General features: G+C 59.1%; 12 protein-coding genes. 4 read left to right on the top strand and 8 right to left on the bottom strand.

Annotated elements, in window-relative coordinates; all coding sequences use genetic code 11:
* Positions 1 to 54: 54 nt before the first annotated feature.
* Both yeiB and folE read right to left on the bottom strand, forming a co-directional pair.
* A complete protein-coding gene (gene yeiB, locus AC3EMD_RS07860; RefSeq protein WP_302074015.1) occupies positions 55 to 1,212 on the bottom strand; it encodes a DUF418 domain-containing protein YeiB in 1,158 nt (385 codons plus the stop codon).
* A 15-nt stretch (positions 1,213 to 1,227) separates the two neighbouring features.
* A complete protein-coding gene (gene folE / locus AC3EMD_RS07855) occupies positions 1,228 to 1,896 on the bottom strand; it encodes a GTP cyclohydrolase I FolE (protein ID WP_008804025.1) in 669 nt (222 codons plus the stop codon).
* Positions 1,897 to 2,217: 321 nt separating this feature from the next.
* Here folE and fghA point away from each other — a divergent pair, with 321 nt between their 5' ends.
* Positions 2,218 to 3,090: an S-formylglutathione hydrolase gene (gene fghA, locus AC3EMD_RS07850; protein WP_463823702.1), complete on the top strand. Its 873-nt coding sequence runs from the start codon at positions 2,218 to 2,220 to the stop codon at positions 3,088 to 3,090.
* Between the two features lie 70 nt (positions 3,091 to 3,160).
* On the opposite strand, the gene cirA is transcribed toward fghA, so the two are convergent.
* From cirA to yieE, 3 genes are all read right to left on the bottom strand, one after another.
* On the bottom strand, positions 3,161 to 5,134 hold the full coding sequence (gene cirA, locus AC3EMD_RS07845) for a catecholate siderophore receptor CirA (protein WP_016161549.1): 1,974 nt from the start codon (positions 5,132 to 5,134) through the stop codon (positions 3,161 to 3,163).
* Positions 5,135 to 5,433: 299 nt separating this feature from the next.
* The gene (locus AC3EMD_RS07840) at positions 5,434 to 6,903 is read right to left on the bottom strand and encodes an amino acid permease (protein ID WP_008804022.1); all 1,470 of its coding nucleotides are present in this window, start codon (positions 6,901 to 6,903) and stop codon (positions 5,434 to 5,436) included.
* 177 nt (positions 6,904 to 7,080) lie between these two features.
* On the bottom strand, positions 7,081 to 7,947 hold the full coding sequence (yieE, locus tag AC3EMD_RS07835) for a DNA-binding transcriptional regulator YeiE (RefSeq protein ID WP_008804021.1): 867 nt from the start codon (positions 7,945 to 7,947) through the stop codon (positions 7,081 to 7,083).
* Positions 7,948 to 8,212: 265 nt separating this feature from the next.
* Between yieE and AC3EMD_RS07830 the strand changes: the two genes are divergently transcribed.
* Positions 8,213 to 9,262, top strand: a complete 1,050-nt coding sequence (locus AC3EMD_RS07830; protein ID WP_002912935.1) for a YeiH family protein — start codon at positions 8,213 to 8,215, stop codon at positions 9,260 to 9,262.
* 71 nt (positions 9,263 to 9,333) lie between these two features.
* The gene (gene nfo, locus AC3EMD_RS07825) at positions 9,334 to 10,188 is read left to right on the top strand and encodes a deoxyribonuclease IV (RefSeq protein ID WP_012967549.1); all 855 of its coding nucleotides are present in this window, start codon (positions 9,334 to 9,336) and stop codon (positions 10,186 to 10,188) included.
* A gap of 52 nt (positions 10,189 to 10,240) precedes the next feature.
* Here the strand turns inward: nfo and fruA are convergent, their stop codons facing one another.
* The 3 genes from fruA to fruB are packed head-to-tail and all read right to left on the bottom strand — an operon-like array spanning position 10,241 to position 14,021.
* On the bottom strand, positions 10,241 to 11,935 hold the full coding sequence (gene fruA, locus AC3EMD_RS07820; RefSeq protein WP_012541027.1) for a PTS fructose transporter subunit IIBC: 1,695 nt from the start codon (positions 11,933 to 11,935) through the stop codon (positions 10,241 to 10,243).
* A 16-nt stretch (positions 11,936 to 11,951) separates the two neighbouring features.
* Complete coding sequence (fruK, locus tag AC3EMD_RS07815; RefSeq protein WP_004103928.1) at positions 11,952 to 12,890, bottom strand: 1-phosphofructokinase; 939 nt, start codon at positions 12,888 to 12,890, stop codon at positions 11,952 to 11,954.
* Positions 12,891 to 14,021: a fused PTS fructose transporter subunit IIA/HPr protein gene (gene fruB / locus AC3EMD_RS07810; protein ID WP_008804018.1), complete on the bottom strand. Its 1,131-nt coding sequence runs from the start codon at positions 14,019 to 14,021 to the stop codon at positions 12,891 to 12,893. It lies immediately after the preceding gene.
* Between the two features lie 334 nt (positions 14,022 to 14,355).
* On the opposite strand from fruB, the gene setB reads away from it, so the two are divergent.
* Positions 14,356 to 15,537 carry a sugar efflux transporter SetB gene (gene setB / locus AC3EMD_RS07805; RefSeq protein WP_008804017.1) on the top strand — a complete coding sequence of 394 codons (1,182 nt, stop codon included), beginning with the start codon at positions 14,356 to 14,358 and terminating at the stop codon, positions 15,535 to 15,537.
* The last annotated feature ends 4 nt before the right edge of the window (positions 15,538 to 15,541 follow it).

The following is a 15,541-nucleotide window of genomic DNA, read 5'->3' as shown; positions in this document are numbered from 1 at the left end:
TCACACGGCTGGAAACGTTTACATCCGTTTTGTTAATGATTGTGATCGAGATCGTTATCTGGATGTGTCTTTCAATGATGTGCCTGACGCACGCAGGGTTAACTGACGCCACAGCCATTCCACCGGCCCCTGGCGGAAGCGGCGCAGCCACAGCGATGAGACAAGGAGGTTAACAGCCCAGATGGGGGGAACAAAGGCCAGCAGTTGCAGACGATCGAAGCGCATAAACAGCCCGAGATGATAAAACAGGGTGGTGCAGATCAGGGTCTGCAGCAGGTAGTTGGTCAGCGCCATGCGTCCGACGCAGGCGATAGCGCCCACCAGGCGGAAACGGCACAGCTGCGGCCAGTAGCCCCAGGCCAGCGAGGCATAGCCGATCGCCTGTAAGGGGGCGCTCAGTTCGCGCGGCGCCTGCAGCAAAAACGCGCACCAGCGATAGTCCCAGGCCAGATACCACTGGGCGAATATTGCCGGCAGATTTACCGCCATGCCGGCCACCACCAGCAGGGCACCCGTGCGCCGGTAGTGACGCAGGCTGAACTGCCCTTTGAGCCAGCCGCTGCGCATTAGCGCCGCGCCCATCAGCATCATCCCCGCCAGCTGCCAGCCATACTGGGCACCCAGCGCCAGCAGATTGTCCGATAGCATATCCGCCCGGTTGCTGACCGCCTCCCCGCCGCCGTGCAGCTTCCAGTACTGCTCATACTGCAGGTTCGCCGCATCCGGCACCCAGGAGCGATTCGCCGCCGTCCCGGAGATGACTCCCAGCAGGACCAACACCACAATGCCGATGAGGTAGAGCACCACCCCGGTATTGAACAGCGATTTGACATGGTGCGCCTCACGCACCATGCGCCAGCTCACCAGCCCCACCAGGGCGTAGGCCAGCAGAATGTCGCCATCCCAGAAAAAAAGACCGTGAATGAAACCGAGCAGCGCCAGCAGCGTCAGCCGCGACTGGATCCAGCGCTTCCCTCGCGGGAGCAATAGCTGCAGACCGGCGCCAAACAGCAACGCGAACAGGGTGAGAAACTTCACCTGCGCCAGCAGGTCGAGGAGTGCCCACGTCCAGGCATCGCTGAGGGTCGCGTTTCCTGACCAGGCGGGATTGAGGTAAGCGGCCTTCGGCAAGCCGAAGGCGCTGATATTGAGAAGCAGGATACCGAGGATGGCGACGCCGCGGACAAAGTCCAGCGTGACATTTCTCTCCATGTACCCTGCTCCGTTTTAGTTGTGGTGACGTACTGCGCGCAGGAATTCCTGGCGGGTATTCTGGCTGGATTTAAACAGGCCGCCGAGAGAGGTGGTGGTGGTGGCGCTGGTCGCATCGCGAATGCCGCGCGCCTTCACGCAGTAATGCACCGCGTCAATGGATACCGCCACGTTGCTGGTGCCGAGCAGCGTCTGCAGCGCGATCAGGATCTGCTGGGTCAGACGCTCCTGGACCTGCGGACGCTGGGCGAAAAACTGCACGATGCGGTTGATTTTCGACAGGCCGATCACCGCATCTTTCGGGATATAGGCTACTGTCGCTTTACCATCGATGGTGACGAAATGGTGTTCGCAGGTGCTGGTCAGGGTGATATCGCGCACGGTCACCATTTCATCAACCTTCATTTTGTTTTCAATGACGGTGATTTTCGGGAAGCGGGAGTAATCCAGCCCGGAGAAGATCTCATCGACATACATTTTGGCGATGCGATGCGGGGTCTCCATCAGACTGTCATCACTCAGATCCAGATTCAGCAGTTGCATAATCTCGGTCATATGACCGGTAATCAAACGCTTGCGTGTTTCGTTATCAATTTCTTGTACTGGCGCACGCATCGGCGTCTCCAGCCCACGAGCGACCAGCGCTTCATGAACGAGGACGGCTTCTTTACTCAGTGATGACATTTGGGTTTCTCCTGCAGGTGTGGCGCTCTTTGCTTTTTCTGGGGGCAAAGTTTGTATTCATTGTGCGTGAGGTGGCGCACAGAATCCAGTAGCCGTAACGATAATTATTGAAATTGGCGCTGCCTTTTATTAGGGCCTGAAGCCGCGCCTCAGGCGCGGCGCCAAATCCTTATCGCCGAATCCGGAATGATCTAACCGCTGTACGCATCCATAAGCGCCATCGCTACACCGGCATGTTGGCTATAAGTTGCATTAATGATGCAGTAAGTTCTCAAAAGGAGAAAGTGAAAGTTACTCACCGGCTAATGAAATATCTGTATTATGAACGTTTACGCGCACCCCCCTTTCGAGGAGCCTTGCATGGAACTGCTTGAAGAGCATCGCTGTTTTGACGGTCGGCAACAACGCTGGCGTCATCACTCCCCTGTCCTGAACTGCGCCATGACGTTCAGCATTTTTTTACCGCCTGAGCGCGAAACGCCGCCGCCGGTACTGTACTGGCTGTCCGGGCTAACCTGTAACGACGAAAACTTTACCACCAAGGCGGGCGCCCAGCGCATTGCCGCTGAGCTGGGCATCGCGCTGGTGATGCCGGATACCAGCCCGCGCGGTGATGAGGTCGCCAACGATGATGGATACGATCTGGGGCAAGGCGCCGGCTTCTACCTGAATGCCACCGAGGCGCCGTGGGCGGCGCACTATCGGATGTATGATTATCTGCGCGATGAACTGCCCGCGCTGATCCGTAGCGAGTTTAGCGTCGGCGAACGCTGCGCCATCAGCGGCCATTCGATGGGCGGTCACGGCGCGCTGGTAATGGCGCTCAAAAATCCGGGCCGCTACGCCAGCGTCTCCGCCTTCGCGCCGATCGTCAATCCCGGCCAGGTGCCGTGGGGCAAGAAAGCGTTTACCGCCTATCTGGGCGCGGATGAATCGACATGGCAGTCGTGGGACAGCTGCGCGCTGATGCAGGCCAGCCAGCCGGCTGACGCCGTGCCGACGCTCATCGACCAGGGCGATAACGATCCGTTCCTCGCCGGGCAATTACAGCCGGCCGTACTGGCGGAAACCGCCCGCCAGAAGGCCTGGCCGTTAACGCTGCGTATCCAGCCTGGCTACGACCACAGCTATTACTTCATTGCCTCGTTTATTGAAGACCATCTGCGCTTCCATGCGCAGCATCTCTTTGCCTAAACGCCACTGCGCCGCGAAGCAGCTTCGCGGCGCATGCTCAGGCCCGCAGGCCACGTTTTAGTGCCGACGATCAGAAGCGATAATCCACCGCCATAAAGTAGCGACGGCCCTCTTCGGTGTAGCTGTAGTCGTCCCGGCTCAGATCTTTATCACCCACGTTCTGCACCCCGGAGCGCAGTTTCACGTTTTTGGTCACCTGCCATGCCGCGCCAACGTCAAACAGGGTGTAGCCGCCCGGCGTTTTGCCGGTGGCGCTTACCGCGCGTTGCTGGCCGGTATAGTTGGCCGTCACGTAGAAGGACCAGTCGTCCAGCGGTTTCCAGTCAAGCGTGCCGTTGGCGGTATGGAACGGCAGCGTCTGCAGCGGTTTGTCGCCGCCATTGCTCAGATCGCGGCCATCGTTGTAGGTGTAGTTCATCGTCAACTTCCACTCATCGCCAAACGGGATCTTCACCTCCGTCTCCACCCCTTTGATGCGGGCTTTGTTGACGTTGAAATAGCGGAAGATCGGCACGCGCTTGCCGTTGACGGTTTTCCAGCCGACAAAGTTCGGGTAGCCCGGCGCTTCGCTGGCGCTGGAGGTGCGCAGAACATCGATCATATCGTCGACATTATTCTGGAAGGTGGTGATGCTGCCTTCAACATCCTGCAGCCAGCCCTCTTCCCCACGGTAGTAGAGACCGAGCTCGAAGCTTTCACTGGTTTCCGGTTTCAGGTCCGGGTTACCGATGATGCTGCACGACCCGCGGCAGGAGTTGGTGGTCCAGTCGGGGTTAAGCTGCAGCAGCGACGGGGCTTTAAACGCCGTCGCCCAGCCGCCTTTGACGGTGACGGTATCGGTGGCGTTATACACCAGATAGGCGCGTGGGCTCCAGTGATCGCCATAGGTCTGATGGTCGTCCATACGAATGCCGGTGGTCAGCGCCAGCGGCTCGATGATGCGCCATTCGTCTTCGATAAACAGGGCGTACTGACTGGCGGAGGTCGACTGGCCGCCACTGCTCAGGTTGACCGGATCTTTGAGTTTATCGTGGCGCCATTCGCCGCCGAAGGTCACCAGCTGGTTAATCATGTCCAGCGGCAGGACATACTTGCCATCGATGGCATTGCTTTCCGAGGTGATGGTCCCGTTCTGCCCCGGATTTTTGTTATCCACCTTTTCGCCGTAGAACTTGAGCTCGCTGTTGCCCATATCCCAGCGGCCATTATGGCTCAGGGAGTAGTTCTCACGCTCAAGGCGGTTGCGGTCAAGGGAATCGGAGTCGCGATCCTGACGGTCAAAGCCATAGCCCGCCGTAAAATCATGGTTTTCGCCCGGCGTCCAGGCGAATTCAACATTGCCATCGCGGCTGGTGAAGCCCTCGATGCGCGGCGTCTCGCCGGTGGCGCTGCTGGAAGACTGCGGATCGTCCTTGGCGCGTTTTGCCAGGCTGCCGTAGGCCTTCATCCCGAGCACGCCGTCGATCAGCGGACCGCTGGTGAAGAACTGGCCGTTCCAGGTATCACCGCGGTCGCGGTGTTCCTGAATGGTGGTATCGGCGCTCAGCGTCCCGGTCCATTTCTGGCCGATTTTTTTGGTAATAATGTTGACCACGCCGCCGAGCGCATCGGAACCGTAAAGGGAGGACATCGGGCCGCGCACCACCTCGATACGTTCGATGGCATCCACCGGGATCCAGTTCAGGTCGAAGTCATTGTGGCGGAAGACGGCGTTGCGGGAGTTGACGCGTTTCCCGTCGACGAGGATCAGGGTATAGCTGCTGCTCAGACCGCGAATGCTGACGCCCTTGCGGTTATCTCCTTCGTTAGTGAGCTGGACCCCAGGGACATCGCGCAGTACGTCTTTCAGGTTCTGGACGGGCTTACGTTGTAAATCCTGCTGGGTGATGACGCTGATGCTCGCCGGCGCGTCTTTGACGCTCTGTTCAGTGGCCGAGGCGGTCACCACCAGCGTTTCTTCATTTACATCGGCGAGAGCCGGAAACGCCAATGATACGACGGACGCAGACAATCCCGCCCGGATAAAAGGGTTTAACCTGAACATTCCAAATCTCCATGAGGTGTACAACCAAACAAACAAAAAGGTGCTGCTCACACGCGCTGGCGGCCTGTCGCTCTGTCGGCGACATGCTCGCGCTGTTTTCTCGTCGATGTGGCTGGTCGCCCGATGTCAGTCTGACCCAATGGCAGAGACGGGGAGTGGCTTCATCCGTAATGGGCGAAAATGATAAAGATAATGATTACGATTATCAATATAATTATGAAGAATTGTGTCAAGCTGTAACCGTGCGGACATAAAAAAAGCCCTCTTTTCAGAGGGCTTTTATCGCACAATTGCGAAGATTAACGCTTAAAGCGGTCCGGGAAGGTCATTTCGCTGTAGCGAACAAAGCGGGTGCCTTTCGCCAGCTTGTAACCAAACCAGATGACGAGGAACAGCGGAATACCGATGTAGGTCGCCGCCACGCCGCCCCAGTCAATGGTGTCCTTGAGGAACGCTTCGTAGTTCTGTCCGAGGGTGATGATCAGGCACAGCACGAAAGCGAAGATCGGCCCCAGCGGGAAGAACCCGGAACGATACGGCAGATTATTAATATCGTTACCCTGCATGACGTAGCCACGACGGAAACGATAGTGGCTGATCGCAATCCCCAGCCAGGCGATAAAGCCGGTCATCCCGGAGGTGTTCAGCAGCCACAGGTACACCGTCTGGTTGCCGAACATGGACGTCAGGAAGCACAGCGCCGCGATAACAGTGGTCGCGTACAGCGCGTTGCGCGGCACGCCGCCACGCGACAGCTTCGAGAAAATACGCGGCGCTTTGCCGTCGCAGGCCAGGGTGTACAGCATACGCGTGGAAGCGTACATCCCGGAGTTACCGGCCGACAGAACGGCAGTCAGGATAACCGCGTTCATGATCGCCGCCGCCGACAGCAGACCGGCATGCTGGAAGACCAGCGTGAACGGGCTGACGGAGATATCCTTCACGTCGTTGCGCAGCAGGCTCGGGTCGGTGTACGGAATGATCAGGCTGATAATCAGAATGGCGAAAACGTAGAACAGCAGGATACGCCAGAAGACCTGGCGCACCGCGCGCGGGATGTTCTTCTCCGGATCCTCAGACTCACCGGCCGCGATGCCGATAAGCTCAGTGCCCTGGAAGGAGAAGCCGACAATCATCGCCACGCCGATCATCGCCGAGAAACCACCGGCGAATGGCGCATCCGCGATCCCCCAGTTGCTCCAGCCAGTGGGCTGCGACCCTTTGAAGATGCCGACAATCATCATCACGCCGACAATAATAAAGATAATGACGGTGGCGACTTTGATCAGCGAGAACCAGTATTCCGCCTCGCCAAAGCCGCGCACCGAGATCCAGTTCAGCAGGAACATAATGCCAAGGAACAAGGCGCTCCAGATCCAGCCCGGGGTATCAGGGAACCAGTAGCTCATCACCAGTTGCGAAGCCACGAGGTCAACGGCGATCGTCACCGCCCAGTTGTACCAGTAGTTCCAGCCCAGCGCGAAGCCGAAGCCTTCTTCAACATAATTCTGGCCGTAGGTGGCGAAGGAACCGGACACCGGCATAAACGCCGCCAGCTCGCCCAGGCTGGTCATCAGGAAATAGACCATCAAACCGATCAGAATATAAGACAGCAGCGCCCCGCCGGGACCTGCTTGCGAAATGGTTGCGCCAGAGGCAACAAAAAGACCCGTACCGATGGAACCGCCAATGGCGATCATGGTCAAGTGGCGCGCCTTCAGTTCACGACGTAGCGTGGGCGCTTCTGTGGTTTTAGTTTCCGAAACCATGTGATAATGCTATCCATCCAAAAAATGAGGCGCGATTGTAGCAGACGATCGGGGTTCCATCCGGTACAAATGCAAAGTTATAAGAGAGCTTCATGATCGCCCGCAAATTATTAGTAAAGCACTAACCTGCGGAATTGCCAGCGAATTCCCCCCGTTATGAGGCGTAAAAACCGGGTGCTACACCTGGCAATATTGCAGAAAACGTTGTAATGCTTTGGAAATATGCTTCTGCCGATGATGGATGCGCCACAGCGTGCGCGTCAGCCGGGGCAATGGCACTTTCAGCTCCGCCAGCGTGCCCGAGGCCAGCTGTTCGGCAATCACCCGGCGCGATAAACAGCTGATGCCCAGGCCATGCCGGACGGCGTGCTTGATCGCCTCCGAATTGCCCAGCTCCATGCCCATATGAAACGCCGGCAGATGCGACAGCAGTACATAATCGACAATCTCCCGGGTACCGGACCCATGCTCGCGCAGGATCCACGGCGCCTCAGCCAGTTGCTGCAGGGTCACCTCCCCCGCCAGCAGCGGCGAATCAGGCGCAGCAAACACCACCAGCTCATCTTCCAGCCACGGCTCGGCAATGATGTCGGCGGCATGGCACGGCCCCTCAATCAGACCGAAATCCACCCGCAGGTCGGCGACAGCGTTGATCACATCCAGGCTGTTGCCGACGCTCAATTCCACCGGCAGTTCCGGGAAGTCATGGCGATAACGGGCGATGATCTCCGGCATAATATAGTTGCCGATGGTGCTGCTGGCGTAGACCCGGATCGCCCCGTTATCGCCGCGAAACAGCTGTTCGATCTCCAGCGCCCGCTCCAGCAGCGCCAGCGCACGCGGGTACAGCAGCCGTCCGTGCTCATTCACCACCAGTCGTTTACCGACGCGGTCAAACAGCTGCACGCCGAGCTGCCCTTCCAGATCGGTCAGCGCGGCGCTGACCGCAGATTGCGAAAGCGCCAGCATCTGTGACGCCTGAGTGGTTGACCCACTCTTATGGACTTCGGCGAACACTTCCAACTGCCGCAGCGTAATATGCATAACCCACCCGTTTAGTAATCCAACCTGAATAACCTTCCTTACTATGGTGACACAAATCGAGGCGGCTGAAGGAAGGAAAATCCGCTTATGTCACAAAATCATCGTCTTGCCGGGAAACCACCCCGCTTTCGCCGCATCGCTCCCCTGCCCCCTTGTCAGCGACGATGCGGTCCTTAACCACTTATTACGATTGATTATAAACATATAATCAATTTTATATTTAACCGCGCGCGGCGTAACCTTTAGGCAGACAAAGGAGAAGGTTATGACAGCACTCACTTTACCCACCAAACATCGTTCCCTGTGGCATTTTGTCCCAGGCCTGGCGCTGACCGCCGCGCTGACCGGCGCCGCCCTGTGGGCCGGGAGTTTCCCGGCCATCGCCGGCGCAGGCTTTAGCGCCCTGACCCTCGCTATCCTGTTCGGGATGGTCGTCGGCAACACGGTCTACCCGAAAATCTGGCAGCCCTGCGACGGCGGGGTGATCTTCGCCAAGCAGCACCTGCTGCGCCTGGGGATCATCCTCTACGGCTTCCGCCTGACGTTCGCCCAGATTGCCGACGTCGGCGTGAGCGGTATTTTGATTGACGTTCTGACGCTCTCCAGTACCTTTTTCATCGCCTGCTTCCTTGGCCAGAAAGTGTTTGGTCTCGACAAACACACCAGCTGGCTGATCGGCGCCGGCAGCAGCATCTGCGGCGCGGCGGCTGTGCTCGCCACCGAACCGGTGGTCAAAGCCGAAGCCAGTAAAGTGACGGTCGCCGTCGCCACGGTGGTTATCTTCGGTACCATCGCCATCTTCCTCTACCCGGCGATGTACCCGCTGCTGGCGCACTGGTTTACTCCGGAGACCTACGGGATCTATATGGGTTCCACCATGCATGAAGTGGCGCAGGTGGTTGCCGCCGGCCATGCGGTCAGCCCGGACGCCGAGAACGCGGCGGTTATCGCCAAAATGCTGCGCGTCATGATGCTGGCTCCGTTCCTGCTGTTCCTGGCGGCGCGTGTTAAACAGCTGACCCCGGCAGGCAACGGCGAGAAAAGCAAAATCACCATTCCATGGTTCGCGATTATGTTCATCCTGGTGGCGGTGTTTAACTCCTTCCATCTGCTGCCGAAAGCCGTGGTGGATATGCTGGTGACGCTGGATACCGTTCTGCTGGCGATGGCAATGGCCGCCCTCGGGGTTACCACTCACGTCAGCGCGCTGAAAAAAGCCGGGGCGAAACCGCTGCTGATGGCGCTGATGCTGTTCGTCTGGTTGATTGTCGGCGGCGGGGTCATTAACGTCGCTATCCACAGCCTGATGGCATAAAGCACTACATCTTTCTCCAGTTAAGCCGCTATCATTACCCCCCCCCCAGCGGCTTTAACTGGAGTTTTTTTATGAAATACGTAGGAGCGCACGTGAGCGCCTCAGGTGGACTGGCCAATGCCGCCATTCGCGCCGCCGAAATCGAAGCAACCGCCTTCGCCCTCTTCACCAAAAACCAGCGCCAGTGGCGCGCCGCGCCGCTCAGCGACGAAACCATCGCCGAATTCAAAGCCGCCTGCGAAAAGTATCACTTTGGCCCCGGGCAGATCCTGCCGCACGACAGCTACCTGATTAACCTCGGCCATCCGGTGGAAGAGGCGCTGGAAAAATCCCGTGATGCCTTCATTGATGAGATGACCCGCTGCCAGCAGCTGGGGCTGACGCTGCTCAACTTCCACCCCGGCAGTCATCTGCAGCAGATCCCGGAGGAGGCGTGCCTGGCGCGCATCGCCGAATCGATCAATATCGCGCTGGCGAAGACCGAAGGCGTTACTGCGGTTATCGAAAATACCGCCGGCCAGGGCAGCAACCTCGGCTTTAAGTTCGAGCACCTCGCGGCGATTATCGACGGCGTGGAAGATAAATCCCGCGTCGGCGTCTGCATCGATACCTGCCACGCGTTCGCCGCCGGCTATGACCTGCGCAGCGCCGAAGCCTGCGAGAAGACCTTTGCCGACTTCGAGCGTATCGTCGGCTTCCAGTATCTGCGCGGCATGCACCTGAATGATGCCAAGAGTACGTTTGGCAGCCGCGTTGACCGTCACCATAGCCTTGGCGAAGGCAACATTGGCCACGACTGCTTCCGCTGGATCATGCAGGACAGCCGCTTCGACGGCATTCCACTGATTCTGGAAACCATCAACCCGGATATCTGGGCGGAAGAGATTGCCTGGCTGCGGGCGCAGCAGATCGCCGAAGTGGCGTAAAACAGAGACAAAAAAAGGGCCGAACAATCGGCCCTTTTTTATTACGGTAAGATTATGCCGCTTTTTCGACGTCCACTACCTGCGCTTCCGGGCGTTTCAGCACCGCGTAGGAGAGGCCCGCCACCAGCGTCCCGGCAACAATCGCCAGCAGGTAGCCCAGCACCGGCGTAATCGCTCCCGGGATCAGCAGGACAAACAGACCGCCGTGCGGCGCCATCAGTTTTGCGCCAATCGCCATCGAGATAGCGCCGGTTACCGCGCCGCCGACGATGCAGCAAGGCAGCACGCGCATCGGGTCACGGGCGGCAAAAGGAATCGCCCCTTCAGAGATAAAGCACAGGCCGAGAACCAGCGCGGCTTTCCCCCCTTCACGCTGCCCTTTGTCGAACTTATTGCGGGCAACCAGCGTCGCGATACCCATCGCCAGCGGAGGCACCATACCGGCCGCCATGATCGCCGCCATCGGCGCGTAGGTCTGGGTACTCAGCAGGCCCACGCCAAAGGCATAAGCCGCTTTATTCACTGGCCCGCCCATGTCGGTACACATCATCGCGCCGAGGATTGCGCCCAGCAGAACCGCGTTCGCGGTGCCCATGGTTTGCAGCCAGTGGGTCAGCCAGGCGAGAATACCGGCTACCGGTTTACCGATCAGGTAGATCATCGCCAGACCCACGATCAGGCTGGAGACCAGCGGAATGATCAGGATTGGCTTCAACGCTTCCATACTCTGCGGCAGTTTCAGCTTCGTGCTGATGGCTTTCGCCACGTAACCGGCAAGGAAACCAGCAATGATCCCGCCGATAAAGCCGGAGCCGCCGCTGACCGCCAGCATACCGCCGATAAGACCCGGGGTCAGGCCCGGACGGTCGGCAATGGAGAAGGCGATAAAGCCTGCCAGCACCGGTACCATCAGCGCGAAGGCCGAGCCGCCGCCGATCTGCATCAGCGCCGCCGCCAGGGTGTCTTTCACTTCAAACGCTTTGATCCCGAAGGCAAAGGAGAGCGCAATACACAGGCCCCCGGCCACCACCATCGGCAGCATGTAGGAGACGCCGGTCAGCAGGTGGCGGTAGGCGCCCGCCGACTCTTTTTTCCCTTCGCCAGCAGCCTGAGGTTTACCGGACGGCTGGTACGGTTTGGCTTCGGCCACCGCTTTATCCAGCTCCTGGGCGGTTTTCTTCAGCGCCAGACCGGTGGTGGTGCGATACATTGGCTTACCGGCGAATTTCGCCAGGTCCACCTCGATATCGGCAGCGACGATCACCAGATCCGCCTCGGCCACCTCTTCCGGGGTGATGGCATTGCCAGCCCCGACGGAGCCGCGGGTTTCCACCTTCACCCACCAGCCGCGTTTTTTGGCTTCGGTTTCGATGGCTTCTGCCGCCATAAAGGTATGAGCAACGCCGGTCGGGCAGGCCGTGACCGCGACAATACGTTTCGGTCCGCCGGTAGCCGCCGGGACTGCCGCAGCGGCAGGGGCCGCGTACGGCGTTGCGTGACCTTTGGCTTCGCTGAGGAACAGCTCCGGGTGCGCCACGGCGCGATTAATATCGCCGAGGTAGACCTGTTTGCCGTTCAGCGCGCTGTCGGTGGGCAGCGCCGCGCCCAGCACAATCACCAGTTCGGCGTCGTTCGGGTTATCAATCAGTTCAAGGTGCGCTTTAGGCGCTGCCGCTCCCAGCAGGGTTTTCGCCATATAGGCGCGCGCCTGTCCGAGTCCGGCATCAATAATCAGCAGCGTTTTCATTATGCCTCTCCTGCTGTCAATTAAAGGGTTGTAAGTCGACGCGCGCCATCATCGCGGCCAACTGGGTACGGTCGGTAATACCCACGTTGCTCTGGCTGACGGCCAGGGCAGCGACGGCAGTCGCCAGGCGCAGGGTATGCTCGCTGGATTCACGCATCAGCAGGCCGTAAATCAGGCCGCCAACCATCGAATCGCCGGCGCCGACGGTGCTGACCACTTCCACTGAAGGCGGTTTGGCAATCCACTCACCGGAGGCGTTCACCCACAGCGCGCCCTCTTCACCCAGGGAAATCACCACGTGGGCGATACCCTGCTCGCGCAGCGCATGGGCGGCTTCGATAACATCTTTCATCTCCGGCAGCTTACGCCCGGCCCAGATCTCCAGCTCGCGACGGTTCGGTTTCACCAGCCATGGCGCCGCTTTCAGTCCGGCAACCAGCGCTTCGCGGCTGCTGTCGAAAATAATGCATGGGCACTGGCTGCGCAGACGGGTCATCCAGTCGGTGAAGGCCTCCGGGCTGACGCCGGACGGCAGGCTGCCGCTGACGCAGACCATATCGAACTGCCCGAGCCAGCTCAGGGAGTCGTTGACGAAGCGTTCCCAGTCGCCCGGGGTGACTTCAAAGCCGGAGAAGTTGAAATCCGTCACTTCGCCATCTTTTTCCGTCAGCTTAACGTTGATACGGGTCCGACCCTGCACCACCTGGAAACGGTTGGCGATCCCCAGCTCGCTGAACAGCTGCTGAAAGCCATCCTGGTTGTCTTTGCCCAGGAAGCCGCCGACGGTGACATCAATGCCGAGATCTTTCAGCACTTTCGCCACGTTGATGCCTTTCCCGGCGGCATGCAGGCCGGTGGTGCGCACCAGGTTCACTTCACCGCGTTCAATCTCCGGGGTGAACCCCACCAGATCGTACGCCGGGTTTAACGTAATCGTTGCTACACGTCTGCTCATTTATGCGCCCTCCCCAAGGCCTGCGGCGATCGCTTCGCCAATCGCATCCAGCGCTTGTTGCGCATCCTCACCCTGCGCGGTGAAACGCAGACGGTGACCTTTTTTCACCCCCAGCGCCACGACCTTCATCAGGCTGCGACCGTTGGCCGGCTTGCCGGAACCGTCGAGGTTGGTGACGGTGATGTCGCTGGAGAATTGTTTAATCGTATTGACCAGCATGGTGCCCGGTCGGGCATGCAGGCCGTGCTCATTGCGCACCACGAATTCGGCGCTCAGCACATCTTCCGCAATGGCATCGTCGCTGGTCAGCAGCGCCAGCACGGTGGCGGCGTCGGCTTTCAGCAAACGGTCAGCTTTCTTGTCCAGCAACAGCTTGCTCAGGCGGTTCAGCACCGCAGTCGGCTGCTCATCGGCCATCGCCACCGTGACCAGCAGAGAAACCGGCTGGTCGTCGCGGGTAAAGGCATTAGCCGCGCGGCTGACTGCCACGGCGCTGCGCAGATTGCCTTCCGCACTGTCGTTCAGCCAGACGCCCTGACCGAGGTTCAGCGGCGTATCGTTGATAGCGTGGCTTACGAATGCCGTGTCAGCGGCACCCACTTCTTTCAGTCGCGCCGCGTTCAGCGCCTGCAGGGTCAGCAGATCGCTGGCCGCCACGTCGAGGCTGAGGGTCTCGTTGTCCAGCTTCAGCGCTTCGCTCTGTTTTTCCCCCATCAGCAGCGCACGCAGCTCTTCCGCGGTGGTGGCGGACTGCAGCTGCGCGGCTACCGCGTCATCGCTTAGCACATGGGTCAGCTGACGCAGGAGGCCAAGGTGTTCATCTGAGCTGGCGGCAATCCCGATCGCCACATAGGCGGTCTGCCCTTCGCCCCAGGTGACGCCCTGCGGGAACTGAAATACCTGGACGCCGGTCTTCAGCACCTGGTCACGGGTGTCCGTCGTGCCGTGCGGGATCGCAATCCCGTTGCCGAGGAAGGTCGAGGTCTGCTGCTCGCGAGCCAGCATACCGTTCACGTAGCCATCAGCCACGTTGCCGGCGCTGACCAGCGCGGCGGCGACCTGCCGGATGGCCTCTTCTTTATTACCGGCCTGCTGGCCGGGATGAATATCCTGCACAGATAACTGGAACATGGTTCTCCTCTCCTGCTGAATTGAATCGTTTCAGCTAACTTGAGAAAAAAGGCGCCATCTGACGGGGAACGGATTGTCGAATGACGCTGAAACGTTTCAAGAATTTTGTACCTTTCTTGCTCAACGCGCAAGGTACGTCAGCGACTTGATTGCAGAACTTAGAGGTACTGCACACTTTTGCTGAAGCCTTTGCTATCGACCACCGCAAATGTCAGCTTTTTGCTGAACCTTATATTTTGAAACGCCTTTTTAATTATTCGTGCCATACTACTGTTTATTTTCTGCCAGCAGGCGTAAACTCCGCGCCGTCTCCTGAAACTACAGAAAACCGAACATGCAAAACCGTAGCGCCGCTCTTCCCCGACGCGGGTTCGATGTAACCTCTTCAGCATTCTTGATCGTCGCCTTTCTGACAGGCATTGCCGGGGCGTTGCAAACCCCAACCCTGAGCCTCTTTTTGACCAACGAAGTGCACGTCCGCCCGGCGATGGTCGGCTTCTTTTTTACTGGTAGCGCCGTCATTGGCATTCTGGTCAGCCAGTTCCTCGCTGGCCGCTCCGACCGCCGGGGCGATCGCAAACAGCTGATTGTCGTCTGCTGCCTGCTGGGGGTGCTGGCCTGCCTGCTGTTTGCCTGGAACCGGAACTACTTCATTTTGCTGTTTATCGGCGTCTTCCTCAGTAGCTTTGGCTCGACCGCCAACCCGCAGATGTTCGCCCTCGCGCGCGAGCACGCCGACAAGACCGGTCGCGAAGCGGTGATGTTCAGCTCCATTTTGCGCGCCCAGGTCTCCCTGGCATGGGTGATTGGTCCCCCGCTGGCCTACGCCCTGGCGATGGGGTTTGGTTTTACCGCAATGTATCTCAGCGCTGCGGCGGCGTTTATCGTCTGCGGGATCATGGTCTGGCTGTTCTTACCCAGCATGCATAAAGCGGCGGCGGTGGCGACGGGCCGGCTGGAAGCCCCGCGCACGCACCGCCGCGATGCGCTGCTGCTGTTTAGCATCTGCACGCTGATGTGGGGCACCAACAGCCTGTACATCATTAATATGCCGCTGTTTATCATTAATGAGCTGCATCTGCCGGAGAAGCTGGCCGGGCTGATGATGGGCACCGCGGCCGGACTGGAAATTCCTACCATGCTGATTGCCGGTTATTATGCCCGGCGCTTTGGTAAACGCTTTCTGATGCGCCTTTCGGCAGTGGCCGGTGTGTTGTTTTACGTGGGCATGTTGACGGTGCATACGCCGGCGCTGCTGCTGGCAATGCAGGTGCTGAACGCCGTCTATATCGGGATCCTCGCCGGGATCGGCATGCTCTATTTCCAGGATCTGATGCCGGGGCAAGCGGGCGCGGCCACTACCCTCTACACCAATACCACCCGCGTCGGCTGGATCATCGCCGGTTCACTGGCGGGGGTAGTAGCGGAGATCTGGAGCTATCACGCGGTGTTCTGGATAGCGCTGGTCATGGGTATCACCGCTCAGGTCTGCCTGTGGCGGATCAGGGACGTGTAGGCAA

This window comes from Klebsiella sp. PK18 (assembly GCF_057784655.1).
The sequence above is the reverse complement of the archived record's forward strand: the minus strand, read 5'-3'. Positions and strand labels throughout refer to the sequence as shown.

What these genes read in the sequence shown, in the direction of transcription:
- AC3EMD_RS07840 (WP_008804022.1), bottom strand. Translation starts at nt 6,903, where the DNA reads ATGGTTTCGGAAACTAAAACCACAGAAGCGCCCACGCTACGTCGTGAA.
- yieE (WP_008804021.1), bottom strand. Translation starts at nt 7,947, where the DNA reads ATGCATATTACGCTGCGGCAGTTGGAAGTGTTCGCCGAAGTCCATAAG.
- fghA (WP_463823702.1), top strand. Translation starts at nt 2,218, where the DNA reads ATGAACGTTTACGCGCACCCCCCTTTCGAGGAGCCTTGCATGGAACTG.
- setB (WP_008804017.1), top strand. Translation starts at nt 14,356, where the DNA reads ATGCAAAACCGTAGCGCCGCTCTTCCCCGACGCGGGTTCGATGTAACC.
- fruA (WP_012541027.1), bottom strand. Translation starts at nt 11,935, where the DNA reads ATGAAAACGCTGCTGATTATTGATGCCGGACTCGGACAGGCGCGCGCC.
- nfo (WP_012967549.1), top strand. Translation starts at nt 9,334, where the DNA reads ATGAAATACGTAGGAGCGCACGTGAGCGCCTCAGGTGGACTGGCCAAT.
- AC3EMD_RS07830 (WP_002912935.1), top strand. Translation starts at nt 8,213, where the DNA reads ATGACAGCACTCACTTTACCCACCAAACATCGTTCCCTGTGGCATTTT.
- fruK (WP_004103928.1), bottom strand. Translation starts at nt 12,890, where the DNA reads ATGAGCAGACGTGTAGCAACGATTACGTTAAACCCGGCGTACGATCTG.
- folE (WP_008804025.1), bottom strand. Translation starts at nt 1,896, where the DNA reads ATGTCATCACTGAGTAAAGAAGCCGTCCTCGTTCATGAAGCGCTGGTC.
- cirA (WP_016161549.1), bottom strand. Translation starts at nt 5,134, where the DNA reads ATGTTCAGGTTAAACCCTTTTATCCGGGCGGGATTGTCTGCGTCCGTC.
- fruB (WP_008804018.1), bottom strand. Translation starts at nt 14,021, where the DNA reads ATGTTCCAGTTATCTGTGCAGGATATTCATCCCGGCCAGCAGGCCGGT.
- yeiB (WP_302074015.1), bottom strand. Translation starts at nt 1,212, where the DNA reads ATGGAGAGAAATGTCACGCTGGACTTTGTCCGCGGCGTCGCCATCCTC.